The following is a 20,764-nucleotide window of genomic DNA, read 5'->3' as shown; positions in this document are numbered from 1 at the left end:
GTGGCCGCTGCTCGTAGCAAGGCCCGCACCCGGGCCTTCCAGATCCTGTTCGAGGCGGACCACCGAGGCGTGTCGCCCGAGCGGGTGCTCGCCGACTGGATCGCGCGGGCCCGCGACCCCCGCCCCGACGAGGGCATCCCGCAGGTCGCGGACTACACGATGCAGCTGGTCGAGGGGTACGCGCAGCACGCGCGCACCATCGACGACCTGATCTCCACCTACGCGGTGGGCTGGGCGCTCGACCGGATGCCGATCGCCGACCGCAACGTGCTCCGGCTCGGCGCGTACGAGCTGATCTGGGAGGACGGGACGCCCGACGCGGTGGTCCTGGACGAGGCGGTGGAGATCGCCAAGGAGTTCTCCACCGACGAGTCGCCGGCCTTCGTGAACGGCCTGCTCGCCCGGTTCATGGAGCTCAAGCCGAGCATCCGGCGCTGAGCCCGCCCGCACTCCCGGAGGCCGCCGGACCTGTTGGTCCGGCGGCCTCCGCGCGTAAGCTACCGGCAAGTAATGTCTTGCCCCCTGCGCAGAAGGGCCGCGGAGCCATGCCGGAAACCACCCCCGCCACCCCCGCCTTCGAGTTCGACCAGGCGGTCGCGCTCACCCCGCACCCCGAGGAGGCCGGGCGCTACGACGGCGAGCTCGGCGACGGCTGGCAGATCGGCGGCGGCGTCAACGGCGGCCTGCTGCTCGCCTTCGCCGCGCACGCGCTCGCCCTGGAGGCCGGCCCCGGCCACCCGCACCCGCTGACCGTCAGCGGCACCTACGTGTCGGCGTCCCGCCCCGGGCCGGCCACCGTCCGCACCGAGATCGCCCGGCGCGGCCGCAACCTGGCCACCGGCAGCGCGGTGCTCTCCCAGGGCGGCGAGGAGCGGCTGCGGGTCACCGCCGCGTTCACCGACCTGGCCGGGCTCGACGGCGAGGTCGCCACCACCGCGCTGCCGCCCGCCCTGCCGGCGCCGGAGCAGTGCGTCGGCGTCGAGCACGCCCCGCGCGAACTCCTCGCCCAGGCCGCCCTGCTGGAGCGCCTCGACCTGCGGCTCGACCCGGCCACGATCGGCTGGGCGCTCGGCCAGCCGTCCAAGGAGGGCCGGATCCAGGGCTGGTTCCGGCTGGCCGACGGCCGTCCCGCCGACCCGCTCTCCCTGCTGCTCACCGCCGACGCCCTCCCCCCGGTCACCTTCGACCTCGGCCGCCCGGGCTGGGCCCCCACCATCGAACTCACCGTCCACCTCCGCGCGCTGCCCGCCGCCGGCTGGCTCCGGGTCTCGCACGCCACCCGCAACCTGGCCGGCGGGTACTTCGAGGAGGACTGCGAGGTCTGGGACGAGAACGGCCGACTGGTCGCCCAGTCCCGCCAGTTGGCGATGGTGCCGCGCTCCTGAGGTCCTGGCTCCCGGCCGGCCCCGCGCCCGGCCGGCGGCCTCGGCGACCCGGCTCCGGACCACGAGGTGCCGGAGCGGTCGAGGGGCGGCCGGCCGGTCAGCGGCGGTCGAGGCGGGGGAAGACGAACTCGTCCAGCAGCAGGCCGAGGGCGACCGCGGCCGGGACGGCGACCAGCGCGCCGACGATGCCCAGCAGCGCGCCGCCGACCAGGACGGCCACGATGGTGACGAAGGGGTGGACGTCGACGGCGAACTTCATCGTCCGCGGCATGATCAGGTAGTCCTCCAGCAGCCGGAAGCCGATGTAGAAGCCGGCCGTCGCCAGGGCGACCGGCCAGGAGACCGCGAGGGCGACCAGGCTGACGACGATGCCGCCGATGGTGGAGCCGACGATCGGCACCAGGTCCATCAGGGCCACGAACACGCCGAGGGCGGCGGCGTACGGTACGCCGACCGCGGCGCACCACACGGCCGTGGCGAGACCGGCGATCGCGGAGGTGACCAGGTTGCCGAGCATGTAGCGCCCGGTGCGGGAGAGGATCTCCTCGGTGAGCTCGCGGGCCCGGCCGCGGCTGCTGCCCTTCACGAAGCGGTAGCAGAACTCCTTGATGTCGGGCATCCCGGCCATCAGGTACAGGGTCACGGTGGCGACCACGGTGACCGAGGTGACGGTGTCGAGCAGCAGGCGGCCGGCGCCCAGCACGCCCCCCACCAGGCCGGGGCCGCCACTGCCGCCGAGGGCCTTCCCGGCCTGTTCGGCGAGGTGGAAGCGGTCCTCGATCCGGCCGAGCGTCGTGTGGCCGTCGTGCACCTGGTCCAGCCAGAGCGGGACGCGCCGGGCCAGCACGCCGGCCTCCTGGCCCACCGGCGGGACCACCAGCAGCAGGAAGCCCGCGGCCGACAGCAGGAAGACGCCGAGCACGGCGGCCACCGCCCAGCCGCGCCGCAACCGGCGCCGGCACAGCGCGGCGACGACCGGCTCCAGGCTCACCGCGAGGAAGGCGGAGAGCAGCAGCAGGGTCAGGAACTCCTCCAGGCGCAGCAGTTGGCGGAAGAGGAACCAGCCGGTGAGCGCGCCCAGTGCCAGCCGCAGGCCGGTGGAGAACCCGAGCGAACGGGCCGGGGAGGGGCGCCGGGCGCGCGCCGCCGGCAGCACGGGGCCGGCCGCGGGCGCGGTCGGTGCGGCGTCGGGGGGCACCAGGAGCCGCCGACGGATTCCGTCGGCGGCTCCGGTGGTGACGACGCGCAGTCCCGGTGGCATCTTCATGGTCGTCGGTCCGTTCCGCTCGCGGGCCTGGGGGGACACCGTCCGGTTGCCCCGTCGCACCGACTCGAAGCGCTCGGCGGGCGCTCCGCGCGCGGGCGCGGCGCGGGCCGGGGCCGGGCGCGGAGGTGGACGCGGCAGGGCCCCGGGCACGTCCCCGGTGAGGGGGTCGGTGCCCGGGGCCCGCTCGGCCGGGTGGGACTTCACCGGCCGCACCGCCTCGGCGGAGGTGTGGGATCACGCCGGGGCGGCGTCGGTGTCCGCTGCCACCGTGCGGGGCAGCGGAAGCCCGGGGGAGGGGTCGTCAGTGCCGGAAGGCGTCCTTGAGGTTCTCCTTGGCCTGCCGGAGGTCGCCCGCGGCCTGCTCGGCCCGGCCCTCCGCCTCCAGGCGCTCGTTGCCGACGGCCCGGCCGACGTGCTCCTTGACGGCGCCCTTGATCTTCTCGCCGGTGTTGCCGGCCTTGTCCTTCGCGCTCATGTCGCCTCCTGGCTACCGGTTCCGCGCTGACGGACAGTCGGGTGCCCCGTCTCCGCCGGAAGATTCCCCCGAACACCGGACGATCCCGGACGACCCCCGGACGACCCCCGGGCGGTCGCGGCGGCGGCCGGACGGAACGGCACACGTGCACGATCCGAGGGGGAATGTCCGATTTCCTCCGGGGTAGTCGACCCGTCGACCGGGCCCGACGACGGGTCCCGCCGTACCGGTAGAGCTGCACACGAGGACCTGCCTGTCGCCATGACCGAGACCCGCACACCCGCCTTCCCCACCGACCCGCCCGCCCGCGGAGCGGTCCGGTGCCCCGCCGGGGCACCGGACCGGACGCCCCCGTCCCGGCGGTCCCGGGCGGGTGGGCCGGTGACCACCCCCGCCCGGGCCCGCCGGGACGTGCTGCGACTGCTGCGCGACGCCGGCCCGGCCGCGGCCGCCGGCGTGGCGGACGCCCTCCTGGCCGTCAGCGAGCTCGTCACCAACGCGAACCTGCACGGTGGCGGCGTCACCGCCTTCACCGCCCGCACCGAGGCCGCGCCCCCGGCCGCCGACCGGGGCGAGGGGGACGACCGGCCGCCCGGTCTGCGGCTGCGCGTCGTCGTCGAGGACGCCGACAGCCGCCCGCCCCGCGCCCGCCCGCGCGCCCTGCGCGACCCCGCCCGGCCGGGCGGCCGGGGCTGGGCCCTGGTGACGATGCTCGCCGCCACCTGCGAGGTCGCCCTGCTGCCCGGCGGCGGCAAGCGGATCAGCGTCACCCTGGCCCTGTGACGGCGGGGGACGCGGTGCGGCCCGGCCCCGGCGGCGCCCGGACGGCGCGCCGCCCGGGCTCAGGCGGTTCCCAGGTAGTAGGCGCCGAGGGCCTGGTGGTAGGCGGAGCCGTCACCGTGGGCGTCCGGGTCGAACTCGGGCGAGTTCCGGACGTCCTCCATGCTGCGGTCCAGCCACACGGACCTGTCGTCGTGGTCGATCCGGTTGATGGTGCCCGCGGGGACGACCACGGTGCGGCCGAAGATCCACGGGCCGGTGTCGACCACGAGGTGCGCCCGGCCGACCTCCTCGCTGTGCTTGTCCACCTTGCCGATGCGGCCGTCCGCGGCCTCCACCCGGTACCCCGTCAGGTCGTCGCCCGCGTTGTACCCCTCCGCGCTCTCGTAGTCCCAGATCCCCCTGGCCACAGCAGCCTCCTCCGTCGTCGGTGCACGGCTTCCACGTTCCCGCGCCGGTGCGTGCGGGCCCGCCCGGCGCTCGGTCTCCCTCGTGCCGGTGGGGCTCCGGATACCCCCCTCAACTGGGGAGATTCATAGGAATATTCGGCGGGGGCGGGGGCAAGCGGCGGCCCGACACAGACTGCCTGGAGGTCTTCATGGTTCCCCTTCTTCTCGTTCTGCTGCTGGCCCTGCTGCTGTTCGGCGCGGGCTTCGCGATCAAGGCCCTGTGGTGGGTCGCGATCATCGTGCTGGTGGTGTGGCTGGTGGGCTTCGTCGCCCGGGGCACCAACACCGGCGGCGGTCGGGGCCGCTGGTACCGCTGGTAGCCGCCACCGGCAGGAACCCGCTCCGGACGGGCCCGCGCGCAGGCGCGGGCCCGTCCGGTCGTCTCCGCCTCCCGGACGGCGAAGCCGTTCCGGCGGGGTCCGTACCATGGAGGGATTACCGGTACGGGTTCCGTCGGGAGGAAGCAGCAGGTGTTCGCGGTACGGGTCACGCGTGACGCCCGAGGCGCCGTCCTGGCGCTGCGCGGGGAGCTGGACTTCGACAGCGCGGTGCAGCTGCGCGAGGCCGCCGAGCGGGAACTCGCCCGGGGGCGCGGCGCGGGCCCGGTGGTGGCCGACTGCGACGCCCTGGCGTTCTGCGACTCCTCCGGCATCGGCGTCCTGGTGGAGCTGTTCCAGCTCCTGGCCGCCCAGGAGCGCCAGCTCAGGCTGGCGGCCGTCCCGGGGGCGCTGCTGCGGCTGTTCGCGGTGACCGGACTCGACCGGATCTTCACGGTGTACGCGGACGCCGACCTGGCGCTGGCCCGGTCCGCCGACGGCGTCCACGCGTTCGACCGGGGCCGCCCGGGCCCGTCCGGAGAAGGGCGGAGCACATGACCGGGCTCCCCGGCCGACCGGCCGTCCGGTCCACCGACGCTGCGGCCCTCCGCGCCGGGGCCGCGGGCGCGGAGCAGGACCTGCGGGCCCTGTTCGGGCAGTCCACGGCGGTGTTCGCCTCGCTCGCCGGCCCGGCCCACATGCTGCAGGCGGCCAACGACGCCTTCGTCGACGCGGTCGGCGGCCCCGACCGGGTCCGGGCGGGCCTGCCGATCGGACAGCTGCTGCCCGAACTGGTCGAGCAGGGCTTCGTCACCACCCTCGACCGCGTCTACCGCACCGGCCGGGCCCACACCGGCCGTGACGCCCGGATCCTGCTGGGGCAGGGCGCGCGCAGCCGCGAGGCGTTCTTCGACTTCACCTACGAGCCGCGCCTGGACGCGTTCGGCAACACGGTGGGCGTCCTGGTCATCGGGGTGGAGACCACCCAGGCCAGGCACGCGCAGCGGCTGGCCGCCGAGCAGCAGGCGCTGCTGGAGCAGATCGCCCGGCAGGCACCGCTGGCGGACGTCCTGGACGGCATGGCCCGCGCGATCGAGGACCTCGCCCCCGAGGAGGTGCTGGTGTCGGTGCTGCTCGCGAGCCCCGACGGCCTGCACCTGCGCCACGGCGCGGCCCCGAGCCTGCCCGACTTCTACAACGAGGCCATCGACGGCATCGCCACCGGTGAGGGCGTCGGCTCCTGCGGCACCGCCGCCCACCGCCGCAGCAGCGTGATCGTCACCGACATCGCCACCGACCCGTTCTGGGACGACTTCCGGGAGCTGGCCGACCGGGCCCGCCTGGCGGCCTGCTGGTCCACCCCGATCCTGGCCGGCGACGGCTCACTGCTGGGCACCTTCGCCATGTACCACCGCACCCCCCGCGCCCCGCAGGACAGCGACCTCGCCCTGGCCCGGACCTTCGCCGACACCGCCGCCCTGGCCATCGAACGCCACCGGGCCGACCAGGCCCGCAGGGCCGCCGAGGCCCGGGAGCAGGCCGCCCGCGACGACCTCGCCTTCCTCCTGGACGCCAGCACCGCCCTGGCCGCCGGCCTGGACGCCGCGCAGACCGTGCAGCGCCTGGCCGACGCCTGCGCCCCCCGGCTGGCCCCGCTGTGCGCGGTCGACGTGGTCGAGAACGGCCGCCTGCGCCGCGTCGCCACCGCCGCCCCCACCCCGCGCGAGCGGGACCTGCTGGCCTCCCACGTCCCGGTCCACGACGCCGACGTCGTCACCCGCGTCCTCGCCACCGGCACCAGCGAGATCGCCCGCCGCACCCCCACCGGCCCCGGCCCGTGGCACGAGCTCGGCGCCACCGGCTACCTGTGCGTCCCGCTGCTGGAGCGCGGCCGCGCCTTCGGCGCCGTGACGCTCCTGTCCACCGGCGAGCACGCCTTCGACGGCCACACCGTCGCCCTCGCCGAGGAACTCGCCCGCCGCGCCGCCTCCACCGCCCACAACGCCCTCCAGTACACCTACCGTCACACCCTCGCCCGCGACCTCCAGGCCGGCCTGCTCCTGCCCGACCTGCCCGAGGTGCCCGGCACCGACGTCGCCGCCCACTACCACCCCGCCGGCGAGGGCCTCGACATCGGCGGCGACTTCTACGACCTCTTCCCCCTCGACGGCGGCCGCTGGGCCTTCCTGCTCGGCGACGTCTGCGGACGCGGCCCCCGCGCCGCCACCACCACCGCCCTCGTCCGCCACACCGCCCGGGCCGTCGCCCCCCTGCTCCCCGGCCCCGCCGAGGTCGTCGGCGCCGTCAACCGGGCGCTGACCAACCGCCCCGGCGGCCACAGCACCGGCTTCGTCACCCTCGTCTACGGCCAGCTCACCCCCACCGCGGACGGGGTCGACGTCGAACTCGTCCGGGCCGGCCACACCCCGCCCCTGCACCTGCGCGCCGACGGCACCGTCCGGACCCTCGACACCCCTGGCCTGCTGCTCGGGGTCACCGCCGACCCCGGCCTCGTCCCCCGGCACCTGCGCCTGCGGCCGCACGAGAGCCTGCTGCTCTACACCGACGGCATCACCGAGGCCCGCGACCCGCACGGCGAGCTGTTCGACGACCACCGCCTCGCCGCCGCCCTGGCCGGCGCGGCGGGCACCCCCACCGCCCAGGACGTCGTCGACGCGGTCGTCCACGCCGTGCACGCCCACACGGCCGGCCACCACACCGACGACGACCAGGCCGTCCTCGTCCTCACCGCCGGCCGGTAGCCGGCCGCGCCGGGGTGGCATGGTTCCCCGGTGTCCGGGCAGGCGGTCCCCGCAAGGAGAACGAGGCACGTCGAACGAGGAGGCACCGGATGACCGAGGGACTGTGGGGCTACGAGGGTGCCCAGGGCTACGCCGCGGGCACGGACCTGACGGGGTACCGGGTCGAGGCGACGGACGGGCACATCGGCAAGGTCGACAAGCACACCGCGGACGTCGGCGCGGGCTACATCGTGGTCGACACCGGCCCGTGGATCTTCGGCCGCGAGGTGCTGCTCCCGGCGGGCACCGTCACCCGGGTCGACGACGCGGAGAAGACGGTGTGGGTCGACCGGACCCAGGACGAGGTGAAGAACTCGCCGGAGTACGACAAGGAGCGGCACGCCGACGACCCGGCCTACCGCAACCAGGTCGGCGGCTACTACGGCGGCGGCACCGCCGTCTGACCCGCCGCACCCCGGCCGCCCGGGCCCCGCGTCCTCGGACGCGGGGCCCGGGCCGCGTCCGGCCCCGGCCCGGGGCGGAAACCGACGCGTCCGTATTAACGGTCGGTTGCAGAGTTGTGACAGGCCGTGCGTGTGGGACGGGTGCGGGTGGGGAGGACTCGGTCAGCAGTCGCTCGACCGAGAAACCCCGGGAGCCCACCGATGTCCAGGAACAGCCGCCGGCCGCGCCGTTGCAGTGCAGAGCCCTCGCGTCGGGGCGAGGAGGCCTTCGTGACCGGGATCCTGACCAGCGAGGCGGACTTCGAGCGGGTCCGCGGCTGGCGGGTGACGGACGCCCCGGACTACGCCGGCTACCTGCGGGAGACGGGCGAGCTGCTGGCCGGGGCGGTCGAGGAGTACGCGGTGGTCCGGGCCCGGATGTTCCACCCGGAGGACTTCGCGGACTACTGCCTGCTGCACGGGCTGGACCTGCGCGAGCAGGCCGCCCGGGACGGCTACCTGGTCAACCCGCCGCTGCAGACCCAGCTGGTCACCTACCGCGGCGAGGACCCGGCCGACTTCCTGCCCCGGCTGGTCCGGGCCCGGGAGGGAGGCCTCGCGCTCGGTCACGCCGACCTGCTGATGGACGGCGCGCTGCGCGGCGCCGACCGCGCGGCCGCCGACCCGCGGGCGCGGTGGACGTACCAGCAGGCGTCGGAGGTGTTCCGCCGGATGCTGGTCGGCGCGGGCTGCGGGGCGTACGAGTTCCGGGCGGTGGTGGACGCGCCGGGCGGGCCGCTGGAGGCGCGGGCCCGGGTGCTGCACTGGGAGGACGGCGCGGTCCGGATCCACGACGAGGAGCTGGAGCTGGTCACCGCGGTGCTCTGCGCCGGGCTGTACTGCGAGCTGCCGGGCGCGGCGGTGCTGCACGGGACGCAGGGCTCGGGCACGCTGTGCGGTGAGTACCGGCAGGTGGCCTGGGCCTGGCGGAGCACCGGCTACGAGTGGTCGCCGGCCGGCCTGGCGGTGGCGGGCGTCGCGGCGGAGCCCGGGTTCAGCCTCGGCACGGTGGTCTGAGCGGGGGCGGGACGAGGACGGCGGGGTGGGGCGCCGGCCGCTGCCGGTGCCCCACCCCGCCGTGACGTTTCTTCAAACGGGGAGCCGACCGCGGGTCAGCTCGCGTCCTCCTCGCGGACGGCGCGGCGCGCGTCCGGGTTCAGCACGCCCCAGCTGATCAGCTGCTCGGTGAGGATCGAGGGGGACTGGTCGTAGATGACGGCCAGCGTGCGCAGGTCGTCCTGGCGGATCGAGAGGATCTTGCCGTTGTAGTCGCCGCGCTGCGACTGGATGGTCGCGGCGTAGCGCTGCAGCGGGCCGGCCTTCTCGGACGGGACCTGGGTCAGGCGCTCCAGGTCGAGCACCAGGCGCGGCGGCGGCTCGGCGGCGCCGCCCGGGGTGCCGCCGGGCAGCAGCTCCTGGACCGGCACGCCGTAGAACTCGGCCAGCTCGGCGAGGCGCTGGACGGTGACCGCGCGGTCGCCGCGCTCGTAGGAGCCGACGACCACAGCCTTCCAGCGACCCTGGGACTTCTCCTCCACACCGTGCAGGGAGAGGTTCTGCTGAGTGCGGATCGCCCGGAGCTTGGCCCCGAGCTGCTTTGCGTAGTCGCTGGACATGGATCTCCCCGGACGAGATTGCTTCGCGTGCGCTGAAATGGGAGCGACGACGGGTCTCTGCGGAGCACCTTCGTAACTCACTGTGAGGTTACGTAGAGTGAGGGTGGCGCGTCAAGCCGAATGGGGCACTCGTGCGAACGGGCTCCGGACCGGCCGCGATCAGCACACTGCTACCATGGGCGATGCTCCGGCCGCGGCCGGACCCCGGCTGCGGCCGGGGACTTTTCCCGACATCCTTTAAGACCCGTCCAGTGAGGCGGGGAAGGAGGTCCGCTTCGGCATGACCACACCCAGTTCGAACCCGCGCGCCCCGCACCAGGTGCTGGACGCCACCGACATCGCCCGGGTCATCACCCGGATCGCCCACGAGATCGTGGAACGCGCCAAGGGCGCGGAGGACGTGGTGCTGCTCGGCATCCACACCCGCGGCGTTCACCTCGCCCGCCGGCTGCAGGCCAAGCTGTCGCAGATCACCGGCCGGGATATCCCGTTCGGGACGCTGGACATCACCATGTACCGGGACGACCTGCGGCTGAAGCCCGCCAGGGCCCTGGAGCACACCGAGATCCCCGCCGAGGGCATCGACGGCAAGCTGGTCATCCTGGTCGACGACGTGCTGTTCTCCGGCCGGACCATCCGCGCCGCGCTGGACGCGCTCAGCGACATCGGCCGCCCGCGCGCCGTCCGCCTCGCCGTGCTGGTCGACCGGGGCCACCGGGAGCTCCCGATCCGCGCCGACTACGTGGGCAAGAACCTGCCCACCTCGCTGCGCGAGGCCGTGCAGGTCCGGCTGGCCGAACAGGACGGGCTCGACGCCGTCCTGCTGGGCGACCGCGACTACGCCGCCCGCTCCTCCCAGGCCCTGGCCGCCGACCCCGAACTCCCGGAGTAGAACCGCGTGAAGCGCCACCTCGTCTCCACCGCCGACCTCGGCCGCGACGACGCCCTGCTGATCCTGGACACCGCCGAGGAGCTCTCCCAGTTCTCCGGCCGGGCCGTCAAGAAACTGCCCACCCTGCGCGGCCGCACCGTCGTCAACCTGTTCTTCGAGGACTCCACCCGCACCAAGACCTCCTTCGAGGTCGCCGAGAAGCGGCTGTCCGCGGACGTCGTCAACTTCTCCGCCAAGGGCTCCTCGGTCTCCAAGGGCGAGAGCCTCAAGGACACCGCGCTGACCCTGCAGGCGATGGGCGCCGACGCCGTCGTGATCCGCCACCACGCCTCCGGCGCGCCCGCCCGGCTGGCCGGCTCGGACTGGCTGCACGGCTCGGTGATCAACGCCGGCGACGGCACCCACGAGCACCCCACCCAGGCCCTGCTGGACGCGTTCACCCTGCGCCGCCACCTCAACCCCGGCGTCGGCCGCGACCTGGCCGGCCGCCGGATCGCCATCGTCGGCGACATCCTGCACAGCCGGGTGGCCCGCTCCAACGTGCACCTGCTGACCACGCTCGGCGCCGAGGTGGTCTTCGTCGCCCCGCCGACCCTGCTGCCGATCGGCATCGAGACCTGGCCCTGCCAGGTCTCCTACGACCTGGACAGCGTGCTGCCGAAGGTCGACGCGGTGATGATGCTGCGCGTCCAGCGCGAGCGGATGAACGCCGCGTTCTTCCCCACCGAGCGCGAGTACTCCCGCCGCTACGGCCTGGACGGCGTCCGGCTCGGCAAGCTGCCCGAGCACGCCGTCGTCATGCACCCCGGCCCGATGGTCCGCGGCATGGAGATCACCGCCGAGGTCGCCGACTCGCCGCGCTGCACCGTGGTCGAGCAGGTCGCCAACGGCGTCTCGGTCCGGATGGCCGTCCTCTACCTGCTGGTCGGCGGCGCCACCCTCGCCGACGCCCCCCGCACCACCGAAACCCAGGAGGCCGCCCAGTGACCACCTACCTGATCCGCAACGCCCAGATCCTCGGCGGCGCCCCCCAGGACATCCACATCGTCGACGGCGTCTTCGCCGCGATCGGCGCGGGCCTCGACGTCCAGGCCGACATCGACATCGACGCGGGCGGCCTGGTCGCCCTGCCCGGCCTGGTCGACCTGCACACCCACCTGCGCGAGCCCGGCCGGGAGGACGCCGAGACCGTCCTCACCGGCACCCGGGCCGCCGCGATGGGCGGCTACACCGCCGTGCACGCGATGGCCAACACCTTCCCGGTCGCCGACAGCGCCGGCGTGGTCGAGCAGGTCTGGCGGCTGGGCCGCGAGTCCGGCTACTGCGACGTGCAGCCGGTCGGCGCCGTCACCGTCGGCCTGGAGGGCAAGCAGCTCGCCGAGCTCGGCGCGATGCACGACTCCGCCGCCGGGGTGCGGGTCTTCTCCGACGACGGCAAGTGCGTGGACGACGCGGTGATCATGCGCCGCGCGCTGGAGTACGTGAAGGCCTTCGACGGCGTCGTCGCCCAGCACGCCCAGGAGCCCCGGCTGACCGCCGGCGCCCAGATGAACGAGGGCCTGGTCTCCGGCGAGCTCGGCCTGGGCGGCTGGCCCGCCGTCGCCGAGGAGTCGATCATCGCCCGGGACGTGCTGCTCGCCGCGCACGTCGGCTCCCGGGTGCACATCTGCCACCTCTCCACCGCCGGGTCGGTCGAGATCGTCCGCTGGGCCAAGGCCAAGGGCTGGGACGTCACCGCCGAGGTCACCCCGCACCACCTGCTGCTCACCGACGAGCTGGTCCGCTCCTACGACCCGGTGTACAAGGTCAACCCGCCGCTGCGCACCGCCGAGGACGTCGAGGCGCTGCGCCAGGCGCTCGCCGACGGCACCATCGACGCCGTCGCCACCGACCACGCCCCGCACCCCGCGGAGGACAAGGACTGCGAGTGGGCGGTCGCCGCGATGGGCATGGTCGGCCTGGAGACCGCGCTGTCGGTCGTCCAGCAGACCATGGTCGACACCGGCCTGCTGAACTGGGAGGGCGTCGCGGACCGGATGTCGCACCGCCCGGCCCGGATCGGCCGGCTCGCCGGCCACGGACGGCCGGTCTCGGTGGGCGAGCCTGCCAACCTGGTGCTGTTCGATCCCGCGTACCGTGGAGTCGTGAACCCCGACACCTTCGCGACCCGCTCCCGCAACAGCCCGTACAAGGGCATGGACCTGCCCGGACGGGTGCACGCCACCTTCCTGCGCGGCGAGGCCACCGTGCTCGCCGGCGAGCTGGTCGAGCGCTGATGCTGGCCACCGAGAAGGGCCAGGTCACCGACTGGCCCGGGTACATCGGTGCGACCGTCGGCCTGCTGGTCCTGGTCGCGCTGGTGTACTGGCTGATGCGGCAGGGCTGGAACTGGCGGCGCACCCTCCAGTCCGACCTGCCGGAGCTGCCCGCGGTGCCCGCCGAGCCCGGCGCGGCGCTGCTCGCCGCGCCCGGCCGCTACCACGGCTCCACCACCGCCGGGAACTGGCTGGACCGGGTCGTCGCGCACGGCCTGGGAACGCGCAGCCTCGCCGAACTGACCCTCACCGAGCGGGGCCTGCTGGCCCGCCGCCCCGGCGGGACCGACCTGTGGATCCCGGCCCCGGCGCTCACCGGCGCCCGCACCGACTCCGGCATCGCCGGCAAGGTCGTGCCGAGCGGACTGCTGGTGGTCGGCTGGACGCACGGCGACCGCGCGCTGGAGAGCGGCTTCCGCCTGGACGCCGCCGCCGGGCACGACGACTGGGTCGAGGCCGTCGAGGCACTAGTGACACGTACGAAGACGATGAAGACGGAAGAGGCCGCCACATGACCGCACCTGCCCCCACCACGCAGCGCACCAGGCGCGAGCGCGTGCCTGCCGTGCTCGTCCTGGAGGACGGCCGGACCTTCCGCGGCCAGGCGTACGGCGCGGTCGGCGAGACCTTCGGCGAGGCGGTCTTCAACACCGGCATGTCCGGCTACCAGGAGACCCTGACCGACCCGTCCTACCACCGCCAGGTGGTCGTGATGACCGCCCCGCAGATCGGCAACACCGGCTGGAACGACGAGGACGACGAGTCGCAGCAGATCTGGGTGTCCGGCTACGTGGTCCGCGACCCCTCCCGGGTCGCCTCCAACTGGCGCTCGAAGCGCTCGCTGGACGAGGAGCTGGAGCGCCAGGGCGTCGTCGGCATCAGCGGCATCGACACCCGCGCGCTCACCCGCCACCTGCGCGAGCGCGGCGCGATGCGGGTCGGCATCTTCTCCGGCCCGGCCCTCGCCGAGCAGGCCGAACTGCTCGCCAAGGTGCAGGCCGCGCCGGAGATGAAGGGCGCCGACCTGTGCGCCGAGGTCGCCACCAAGGAGGCCTACGTCGTCCCCGCGGTCGGTGAGAAGAAGTTCACCGTCGCCGCCCTCGACCTGGGCATCAAGGGCATGACCCCGCAGCGGATGGCCGAGCGCGGCATCGAGGTGCACGTGCTGCCCGCCAACTCCACCGTCGAGGACATCTACGCCGTGCGGCCCGACGGCGTGTTCTTCTCCAACGGCCCCGGCGACCCGGCCACCGCCGACCGGCAGGTCGAGGTGCTGCGCGGCGTGCTGGCCGAGAAGACCCCGTTCTTCGGCATCTGCTTCGGCAACCAGCTGCTGGGCCGGGCCCTCGGCTTCGGCACCTACAAGCTCAAGTACGGCCACCGCGGCATCAACCAGCCGGTGCAGGACCGCACCACCGGCAAGGTCGAGGTGACCGCCCACAACCACGGCTTCGCCGTGGACGCGCCGCTGGACCGGGTGAGCGACACCCCCTTCGGGCGGGTCGAGGTCTCCCACGTCTGCCTCAACGACGACGTGGTCGAGGGCCTGCAGGCGCTCGACGTCCCCGCCTTCAGCGTGCAGTACCACCCCGAAGCGGCAGCCGGCCCGCACGACGCCGCCTACCTCTTCGACCGCTTCGTGAGCCTTATGGAGGGCCAGCGTGCCTAAGCGCACCGACATCAAGTCCGTCCTGGTGATCGGCTCCGGCCCGATCGTCATCGGCCAGGCGGCGGAGTTCGACTACTCGGGTACGCAGGCCTGCCGGGTGCTCAAGGCCGAGGGCCTGCGGGTCGTCCTGGTCAACTCCAACCCGGCGACCATCATGACCGACCCGGAGATCGCCGACGCCACCTACGTCGAGCCGATCACCCCCGCGTTCGTCGAGAAGATCATCGCCAAGGAGCGCCCCGACGCGCTGCTGCCGACCCTGGGCGGCCAGACCGCGCTGAACACCGCGATCTCCCTGCACAAGGCCGGCACGCTGGAGAAGTACGACGTCGAGCTGATCGGCGCCGACGTCGAGGCGATCAACAAGGGCGAGGACCGCGAGCTCTTCAAGGGCGTCGTCGAGGCCGTCAACGCCAAGATCGGCCACGGCGAGTCCGCCCGCTCGGTGATCTGCCACTCGATGGAGGACGTCCTCGCCGGCGTCGACACCCTCGGCGGCTACCCGGTCGTGGTCCGCCCCTCCTTCACCATGGGCGGCGCCGGCTCCGGCTTCGCGCACGACGAGGAGGACCTGCGCCGGATCGCCGGCCAGGGCCTGGCCCTCTCGCCGACCACCGAGGTGCTCCTGGAGGAGTCCATCCTCGGCTGGAAGGAGTACGAGCTGGAGCTGATGCGCGACAAGCACGACAACGTCGTGGTGGTCTGCTCCATCGAGAACTTCGACCCGATGGGCGTGCACACCGGTGACTCGATCACCGTCGCCCCGGCGATGACCCTCACCGACCGCGAGTACCAGATCCTGCGCGACATCGGCATCGCCGTGATCCGCGAGGTCGGCGTCGACACCGGCGGCTGCAACATCCAGTTCGCGGTCAACCCCGAGGACGGCCGGGTCATCGTCATCGAGATGAACCCGCGCGTCTCGCGCTCCTCCGCGCTGGCCTCCAAGGCGACCGGCTTCCCGATCGCCAAGATCGCCGCGAAGCTCGCCGTCGGCTACACGCTGGACGAGATCCCCAACGACATCACCGAGCAGACCCCGGCCTCCTTCGAGCCGACCCTCGACTACGTCGTCGTCAAGGTGCCGCGCTTCGCGTTCGAGAAGTTCCCGTCCGCCGACGCCACGCTGACCACCACCATGAAGTCGGTCGGCGAGGCCATGGCGATGGGCCGCAACTTCCCCGAGGCGCTGAACAAGGCGCTGCGCTCGCTGGAGAAGAAGGGCTCCCAGTTCACCTGGGTCGGCGAGCCGGGCGAGAAGGCCGAGCTGCTGGCGAAGGCGGTCGTCCCGACCGACGGCCGGATCAACACCGTCATGCAGGCGATCCGGGCCGGCGCCACCCCCGAGGAGGTGTTCGACGCCACCCGGATCGACCCGTGGTTCGTCGACCAGCTCTTCCTGATCAACGAGATCGCCGTCGAGCTCGCCGAGGGCGACAAGCTCGACCCCGAACTGCTCCTGCACGCCAAGCGGCACGGCTTCTCCGACCAGCAGATCGGCGAGATCCGCGGCCTGAAGGCCGACGTGGTCCGCGAGGTGCGGCACGCGCTCGGCATCCGCCCGGTGTTCAAGACCGTCGACACCTGCGCCGCCGAGTTCGCCGCCAAGACCCCGTACTTCTACTCGTCCTACGACGAGGAGAGCGAGGTCGCCCCGCGCACCAAGCCCGCCGTGATCATCCTGGGCTCCGGCCCGAACCGGATCGGCCAGGGCATCGAGTTCGACTACTCCTGCGTGCACGCCTCCTTCGCGCTCGCCGACGCCGGGTACGAGACCGTCATGGTCAACTGCAACCCGGAGACCGTCTCCACCGACTACGACACCTCCGACCGGCTCTACTTCGAGCCGCTCACCCTGGAGGACGTGCTGGAGATCGTCCACGCCGAGCAGCAGGCCGGACCGCTGGCCGGCGTCATCGTCCAGCTCGGCGGCCAGACCCCGCTCGGCCTGGCCCAGGCGCTCAAGGACAACGGCGTGCCGATCGTCGGCACCTCGCCCGAGGCGATCCACCTCGCCGAGGAGCGCGGCGCGTTCGGCCGCGTCCTGCGCGACGCCGGCCTGCCCGCCCCCAAGCACGGCACCGCGTTCTCCTTCGAGGAGGCCAAGGCGATCGCCGACGAGATCGGCTACCCCGTGCTGGCCCGCCCGTCCTACGTGCTCGGCGGCCGCGGCATGGAGATCGTCTACGACGAGCCCTCGCTCGCCTCCTACCTGGAGCGGCACGCCGGCCTGATCTCCGAGCACCCCGTGCTGATCGACCGCTTCCTGGACGACGCGGTCGAGATCGACGTGGACGCCCTCTACGACGGCGAGGAGCTCTACCTCGGCGGCGTGATGGAGCACATCGAGGAGGCCGGCATCCACTCCGGCGACTCCGCCTGCGCGCTGCCCCCGATCACCCTCGGCGGGTACGACATCAAGCGGCTGCGCTCGGCCACCGAGGGCATCGCCGCGGGCGTCGGCGTGCGCGGCCTGATCAACATCCAGTTCGCGCTCTCCGGCGACATCCTGTACGTGCTGGAGGCCAACCCGCGCGCCTCCCGCACCGTGCCGTTCACCTCCAAGGCCACCGCCGTCCCGCTGGCCAAGGCCGCCGCCCGGATCTCGCTCGGCGCCACCATCGCCGAACTGCGCGCCGAGGGCCTGCTGCCGCGCGAGGGCGACGGCGGCACCCTGCCCGCCGACGCGCCGATCTCCGTCAAGGAGGCCGTGATGCCGTGGTCGCGCTTCCGCGACGTGCACGGCCGCGGCGTCGACACCGTGCTCGGCCCCGAGATGCGCTCCACCGGCGAGGTCATGGGCATCGACCGGGTCTTCGGCACCGCGTACGCCAAGTCGCAGACCGGCGCGTACGGCGCCCTGCCCACCAAGGGCAAGGTGTTCGTCTCGGTCGCCAACCGCGACAAGCGCAACCTGGTCTTCCCCGCCCGCGCGCTGGTCGAGCTCGGCTTCGAACTGCTCGCCACCACCGGCACCGCCGAGGTGCTGCAGCGCGGCGGCATCCCCGCCACCGTGGTGCGCAAGCACTCCGACGGCCAGGGCCCGGACGGCGAGCAGACCATCGTCCAGCTGATCCACGAGGGCGCGGTCGACCTGATCATCAACACCCCGTACGGCACCGGCGGCCGCCTCGACGGCTACGAGATCCGCACCGCCGCGGTCTCCCGGGGCGTCCCCTGCCTGACCACCGTCCAGGCGATGGGCGCGGCCGTGCAGGGCATCGCCGAGCTGCGGCGCGGCGAGGTCGGCGTGATGTCGCTGCAGGAGCACGCGGCGCTGATCAACTCCGGCCGCAACTAGGTCGAAACCGTGGGGGGCACGCCGGTCCGGACACCGGCTGCCCCCCACGTCCATGTCCCGGCTCGGCCCTCGGAGGGTGTCCCCGCGATGTACAAGCTCCTGTTCAACCTGGTCTTCAAGAAGATGGACCCGGAGAAGGCCCACCACCTGGCGTTCTTCTGGATCCGGCTGGCCCACTCGGTGCCCGGCCTGCGTTCCCTGGTGCGCGCCCTGCTCGCCCCCCGCGACCCCCGGCTGCGCACCACCGCGCTCGGCCTCGACCTGCCCGGGCCGTTCGGCCTCGGCGCGGGCTTCGACAAGAACGGCATCGGCATCGACGGCCTGTCCATGCTCGGCTTCGACTTCGTCGAGATCGGCACGGTCACCGGCGAGCCGCAGCCCGGCAACCCCGCCCCCCGGCTGTTCCGCCTGGTCGAGGACCGCGCCCTGATCAACCGGATGGGCTTCAACAACCAGGGCGCCGCCCGGGTCGCCACCCGCCTCTCCACCCGCCCGCACACCACCAGCACCCCGGTGATCGGCGTCAACATCGGCAAGACCAAGGTCGTGCCGGAGGACGAGGCGACGGCCGACTACCTGAAGAGCGCGAGGGCGCTGGCGCCGTACGCCGACTACCTGGTCGTCAACGTGTCCTCGCCGAACACCCCCGGACTGCGCAACCTGCAGGCCGTCCAGGTGCTCGGGCCGCTGCTCTGGGACGTCCGCAAGGCCGCCGACGAGGTCACCAACCACCACGTCCCGCTGCTGGTGAAGATCGCCCCCGACCTCGCCGACGAGGACATCGACGAGATCGCCGACATGGCCCTCCACCTCGGCCTCGACGGCATCATCGCCACCAACACCACCATCGGACGGGACGGCCTGCGGACCCCCGCCGCCCGGATCGAGGAGATCGGCGCGGGCGGCCTCTCCGGCGCCCCGCTCAAGGAACGCGCGCTGGAGGTGCTGGAGCGGCTGCGCAAGCGCACCGACGGCCGGCTCGCCATCGTCTCGGTCGGCGGCATCGAGACCGCCGAGGACGCCTGGCAGCGGATCCTGGCCGGCGCCGACCTCGTCCAGGGCTACTCCGCGTTCGTCTACGAGGGGCCGTTCTGGATGCGCAAGGTGCACAAGGGCCTGTCGGCCCGGCTGCGGGCGGCCGGGTACGCGACCATCGGGGAAGCGGTGGGCAAGGGCGGCCGGTAGCCGCGCGGGCGGTGCGGGGCGGGGCGGGAGCGGCGGTCGGGTCGGGCGGGAGAGGAAGGGACGGCGGGGATGGCCGATCCGGTGGCGGCCCGGGCCGGGGTGGCCGGCACTCGGGCCGACGGACCCGCCCCCGCCGGCGGCGCCGACGTCCTGCGGCACGCCGCACCCCTCCTGCGCGCCGACGGCGACACCCCCGGCCTGCTGCTGCCCGCCGACCCCGCCGACCCCGCGGAACCCGTCCTCGCCGAACACCTGCCGGCCGGGACGCCCTCGAACCCACCCCGGCCGGCGCGTCCGGCGTCGCCGTCGGCTCGGAGCCGCCGCGCGACCCGACCGCACCGGCCCGGATCCTCGACGAACCGCGCGCGGAGCTCGCCCGGCGCGGCTTCGCCGCCTACACCGACGCGGTGGGACCGGCCCACCGCGCCACCCCTCCCACGAAGGACGATGAAACACCGCGATGACTGACACCACCCCCTTCGGCACCCGCCTGCGCACCGCCCTCGACACCCGGGGCCAGCTCTGCGTGGGCATCGACCCGCACGCCTCGCTGCTCACCGCGTGGGGCCTGGACGACGACCTGGCCGGGCTGGAGACCTTCTCCCGCACGGTGGTCGAGGCGCTGGCCGACCGGGTCGCGGTGCTGAAGCCGCAGGCCGCGTTCTTCGAGCGCTTCGGCAGCCGCGGCATCGCCGTGCTGGAACGCTCGGTGGCCGAGGCGCGGGAGGCCGGGGCGCTGGTGCTGATGGACGCCAAGCGCGGCGACATCGGCTCGACCATGGCCGCGTACGCCGAGACCTTCCTGGTGCCGGACAGCCCGCTGTTCTCGGACGCGCTGACCGTCAGCCCGTACCTGGGCTTCGGCTCGCTGCAGCCGGCCGTCGACCTGGCGCGCGCCAACGGTTGCGGCCTGTTCGCGCTGGCGCTGACCTCGAACCCGGAGGGGCACGAGGTGCAGCGGGCGGTCGGGGCGGACGGGCAGAGCGTCGCGCAGGCGGTGCTGCGGCGGCTGGCGGCGGAGAACGCGGGCGCCGAGCCGCTGGGGTCGTTCGGCGCGGTGGTCGGCGCGACGCTCGCCGACGCGGGCGTGGACCTGGCGATCAACGGCCCGCTGCTGGCCCCCGGGGTGGGCGCGCAGGGCGCCACCGCGGCCGACCTGCCGCGCGTCTTCGGCGACCAAGTCCGCAACGTGGTCCCCTCGGTGAGCCGTGACGTGCTCAGGCACGGGCCGTCGGTGCAGGCCCTCCGGCAGGCCGCGCAGGTGTTCGTCGACGATGTGAGGGCCGTCACAAATCGCTGAGCACCGGGGCGCCAACTCGGTTGATTTGACCGGAAAACTCCCAGGTCGGCACCGGCTGACCTGGACTTTTCGTGTTCTTTTCCTGACGCGGCGGCCCAAGTTGGGTAGTGTCCGGCGGTAGGACGCCAGTTGGCGGTGGTCACGGCCACCTCCGCAGGTCAGAGCCTGTGGCGTCCGGGCACCACCAAGTCATGGCTCATCCCTTCCATCCACACCTGAGGTGAACGGCGTGGCTCTTCCGCCCCTTACTCCCGAACAGCGCACCGCCGCGCTCGCCAAGGCCGCCGAGGCTCGCCGGAAGCGCGCTGACGTCAAGAACCGGCTGAAGCACTCGGGCGCCTCGCTGCACGACGTCATCAAGGCCGGCAAGTCCGATGACGAGGTCATCGGCAAGATGAAGGTCTCCGCCCTGCTGGAGTCCCTGCCGGGTGTCGGCAAGGTGCGCGCCAAGCAGATCATGGAGCGCCTGGGCATCTCCGAGAGCCGTCGTGTGCGCGGCCTCGGTACGAACCAGATCGCCTCCCTGGAGCGGGAGTTCGGCGGCGCCGCCTCCTGAACGGAGGCCGGTG

General features: G+C 73.7%; 21 protein-coding genes. 17 read left to right on the top strand and 4 right to left on the bottom strand.

Features of this window, described 5'->3' with window-relative positions:
- Positions 1-438: a transcription antitermination factor NusB gene (nusB, locus tag ACZ3J7_RS07015; RefSeq protein WP_465617650.1), complete on the top strand. Its 438-nt coding sequence runs from the start codon at positions 1-3 to the stop codon at positions 436-438.
- 107 nt (positions 439-545) lie between these two features.
- Positions 546-1,385, top strand: coding sequence for a thioesterase family protein (locus ACZ3J7_RS07010; RefSeq protein WP_465617648.1), 840 nt, complete (start codon positions 546-548; stop codon positions 1,383-1,385).
- 97 nt (positions 1,386-1,482) lie between these two features.
- Here the strand turns inward: ACZ3J7_RS07010 and ACZ3J7_RS07005 are convergent, their stop codons facing one another.
- Complete coding sequence (locus tag ACZ3J7_RS07005; protein WP_465617647.1) at positions 1,483-2,652, bottom strand: AI-2E family transporter; 1,170 nt, start codon at positions 2,650-2,652, stop codon at positions 1,483-1,485.
- A gap of 301 nt (positions 2,653-2,953) precedes the next feature.
- Complete coding sequence (locus ACZ3J7_RS07000) at positions 2,954-3,127, bottom strand: CsbD family protein (RefSeq protein WP_465617645.1); 174 nt, start codon at positions 3,125-3,127, stop codon at positions 2,954-2,956.
- Between the two features lie 381 nt (positions 3,128-3,508).
- Between ACZ3J7_RS07000 and ACZ3J7_RS06995 the strand changes: the two genes are divergently transcribed.
- Positions 3,509-3,910: an ATP-binding protein gene (locus ACZ3J7_RS06995; RefSeq protein WP_465617643.1), complete on the top strand. Its 402-nt coding sequence runs from the start codon at positions 3,509-3,511 to the stop codon at positions 3,908-3,910.
- A gap of 59 nt (positions 3,911-3,969) precedes the next feature.
- Here ACZ3J7_RS06995 and ACZ3J7_RS06990 read toward each other — a convergent pair whose 3' ends face one another.
- A complete protein-coding gene (locus ACZ3J7_RS06990) occupies positions 3,970-4,317 on the bottom strand; it encodes a PRC-barrel domain containing protein (protein WP_465617641.1) in 348 nt (115 codons plus the stop codon).
- Between the two features lie 188 nt (positions 4,318-4,505).
- Here ACZ3J7_RS06990 and ACZ3J7_RS06985 point away from each other — a divergent pair, with 188 nt between their 5' ends.
- The 5 genes from ACZ3J7_RS06985 (at position 4,506) to ACZ3J7_RS06965 (ending at position 8,934) form a co-directional block, all read left to right on the top strand.
- On the top strand, positions 4,506-4,676 hold the full coding sequence (locus ACZ3J7_RS06985; RefSeq protein WP_465617639.1) for a hydrophobic protein: 171 nt from the start codon (positions 4,506-4,508) through the stop codon (positions 4,674-4,676).
- Between the two features lie 150 nt (positions 4,677-4,826).
- On the top strand, positions 4,827-5,231 hold the full coding sequence (locus ACZ3J7_RS06980) for an STAS domain-containing protein (RefSeq protein ID WP_465617638.1): 405 nt from the start codon (positions 4,827-4,829) through the stop codon (positions 5,229-5,231).
- Positions 5,228-7,435 (top strand): GAF domain-containing SpoIIE family protein phosphatase, encoded by a 2,208-nt coding sequence (locus ACZ3J7_RS06975; RefSeq protein ID WP_465617636.1) that lies wholly within the window; start codon positions 5,228-5,230, stop codon positions 7,433-7,435. Before ACZ3J7_RS06980 ends, ACZ3J7_RS06975 begins: the two co-directional genes overlap by 4 nt.
- Before the next feature lie 89 nt (positions 7,436-7,524).
- Positions 7,525-7,878 (top strand): PRC-barrel domain containing protein, encoded by a 354-nt coding sequence (locus tag ACZ3J7_RS06970; protein ID WP_465617635.1) that lies wholly within the window; start codon positions 7,525-7,527, stop codon positions 7,876-7,878.
- A gap of 270 nt (positions 7,879-8,148) precedes the next feature.
- Positions 8,149-8,934 carry a hypothetical protein gene (locus ACZ3J7_RS06965; protein ID WP_465617634.1) on the top strand — a complete coding sequence of 262 codons (786 nt, stop codon included), beginning with the start codon at positions 8,149-8,151 and terminating at the stop codon, positions 8,932-8,934.
- Positions 8,935-9,029: 95 nt separating this feature from the next.
- Here ACZ3J7_RS06965 and bldD read toward each other — a convergent pair whose 3' ends face one another.
- Positions 9,030-9,533: a transcriptional regulator BldD gene (bldD, locus tag ACZ3J7_RS06960; RefSeq protein WP_033211647.1), complete on the bottom strand. Its 504-nt coding sequence runs from the start codon at positions 9,531-9,533 to the stop codon at positions 9,030-9,032.
- A 280-nt stretch (positions 9,534-9,813) separates the two neighbouring features.
- Between bldD and pyrR the strand changes: the two genes are divergently transcribed.
- From pyrR to mihF, 9 genes are all read left to right on the top strand, one after another.
- Positions 9,814-10,425 (top strand): bifunctional pyr operon transcriptional regulator/uracil phosphoribosyltransferase PyrR, encoded by a 612-nt coding sequence (gene pyrR / locus ACZ3J7_RS06955; RefSeq protein WP_465617632.1) that lies wholly within the window; start codon positions 9,814-9,816, stop codon positions 10,423-10,425.
- A gap of 6 nt (positions 10,426-10,431) precedes the next feature.
- Entirely contained in the window at positions 10,432-11,412 is a 981-nt protein-coding gene (locus ACZ3J7_RS06950) for an aspartate carbamoyltransferase catalytic subunit (protein WP_465617631.1), read from the top strand.
- Positions 11,409-12,701 (top strand): dihydroorotase, encoded by a 1,293-nt coding sequence (locus tag ACZ3J7_RS06945; RefSeq protein WP_465617629.1) that lies wholly within the window; start codon positions 11,409-11,411, stop codon positions 12,699-12,701. The genes ACZ3J7_RS06950 and ACZ3J7_RS06945 overlap by 4 nt, the downstream gene beginning before the upstream one ends.
- Entirely contained in the window at positions 12,701-13,255 is a 555-nt protein-coding gene (locus tag ACZ3J7_RS06940) for a PH-like domain-containing protein (protein WP_465617627.1), read from the top strand. The genes ACZ3J7_RS06945 and ACZ3J7_RS06940 overlap by 1 nt, the downstream gene beginning before the upstream one ends.
- The gene (carA, locus tag ACZ3J7_RS06935; RefSeq protein WP_465617625.1) at positions 13,252-14,409 is read left to right on the top strand and encodes a glutamine-hydrolyzing carbamoyl-phosphate synthase small subunit; all 1,158 of its coding nucleotides are present in this window, start codon (positions 13,252-13,254) and stop codon (positions 14,407-14,409) included. Before ACZ3J7_RS06940 ends, carA begins: the two co-directional genes overlap by 4 nt.
- Positions 14,402-17,710, top strand: coding sequence for a carbamoyl-phosphate synthase large subunit (carB, locus tag ACZ3J7_RS06930; RefSeq protein ID WP_465617623.1), 3,309 nt, complete (start codon positions 14,402-14,404; stop codon positions 17,708-17,710). Before carA ends, carB begins: the two co-directional genes overlap by 8 nt.
- An 87-nt stretch (positions 17,711-17,797) precedes the next feature.
- Positions 17,798-18,895, top strand: a complete 1,098-nt coding sequence (locus ACZ3J7_RS06925; RefSeq protein WP_465617621.1) for a quinone-dependent dihydroorotate dehydrogenase — start codon at positions 17,798-17,800, stop codon at positions 18,893-18,895.
- 460 nt (positions 18,896-19,355) lie between these two features.
- Positions 19,356-20,195, top strand: coding sequence for an orotidine-5'-phosphate decarboxylase (gene pyrF, locus ACZ3J7_RS06920; RefSeq protein WP_465617619.1), 840 nt, complete (start codon positions 19,356-19,358; stop codon positions 20,193-20,195).
- 229 nt (positions 20,196-20,424) lie between these two features.
- The gene (gene mihF / locus ACZ3J7_RS06915) at positions 20,425-20,751 is read left to right on the top strand and encodes an integration host factor, actinobacterial type (RefSeq protein ID WP_030459182.1); all 327 of its coding nucleotides are present in this window, start codon (positions 20,425-20,427) and stop codon (positions 20,749-20,751) included.
- The last annotated feature ends 13 nt before the right edge of the window (positions 20,752-20,764 follow it).

It is taken from the genome of Kitasatospora sp. NPDC015121, assembly GCF_055562955.1.
The sequence above is the reverse complement of the archived record's forward strand: the minus strand, read 5'-3'. Positions and strand labels throughout refer to the sequence as shown.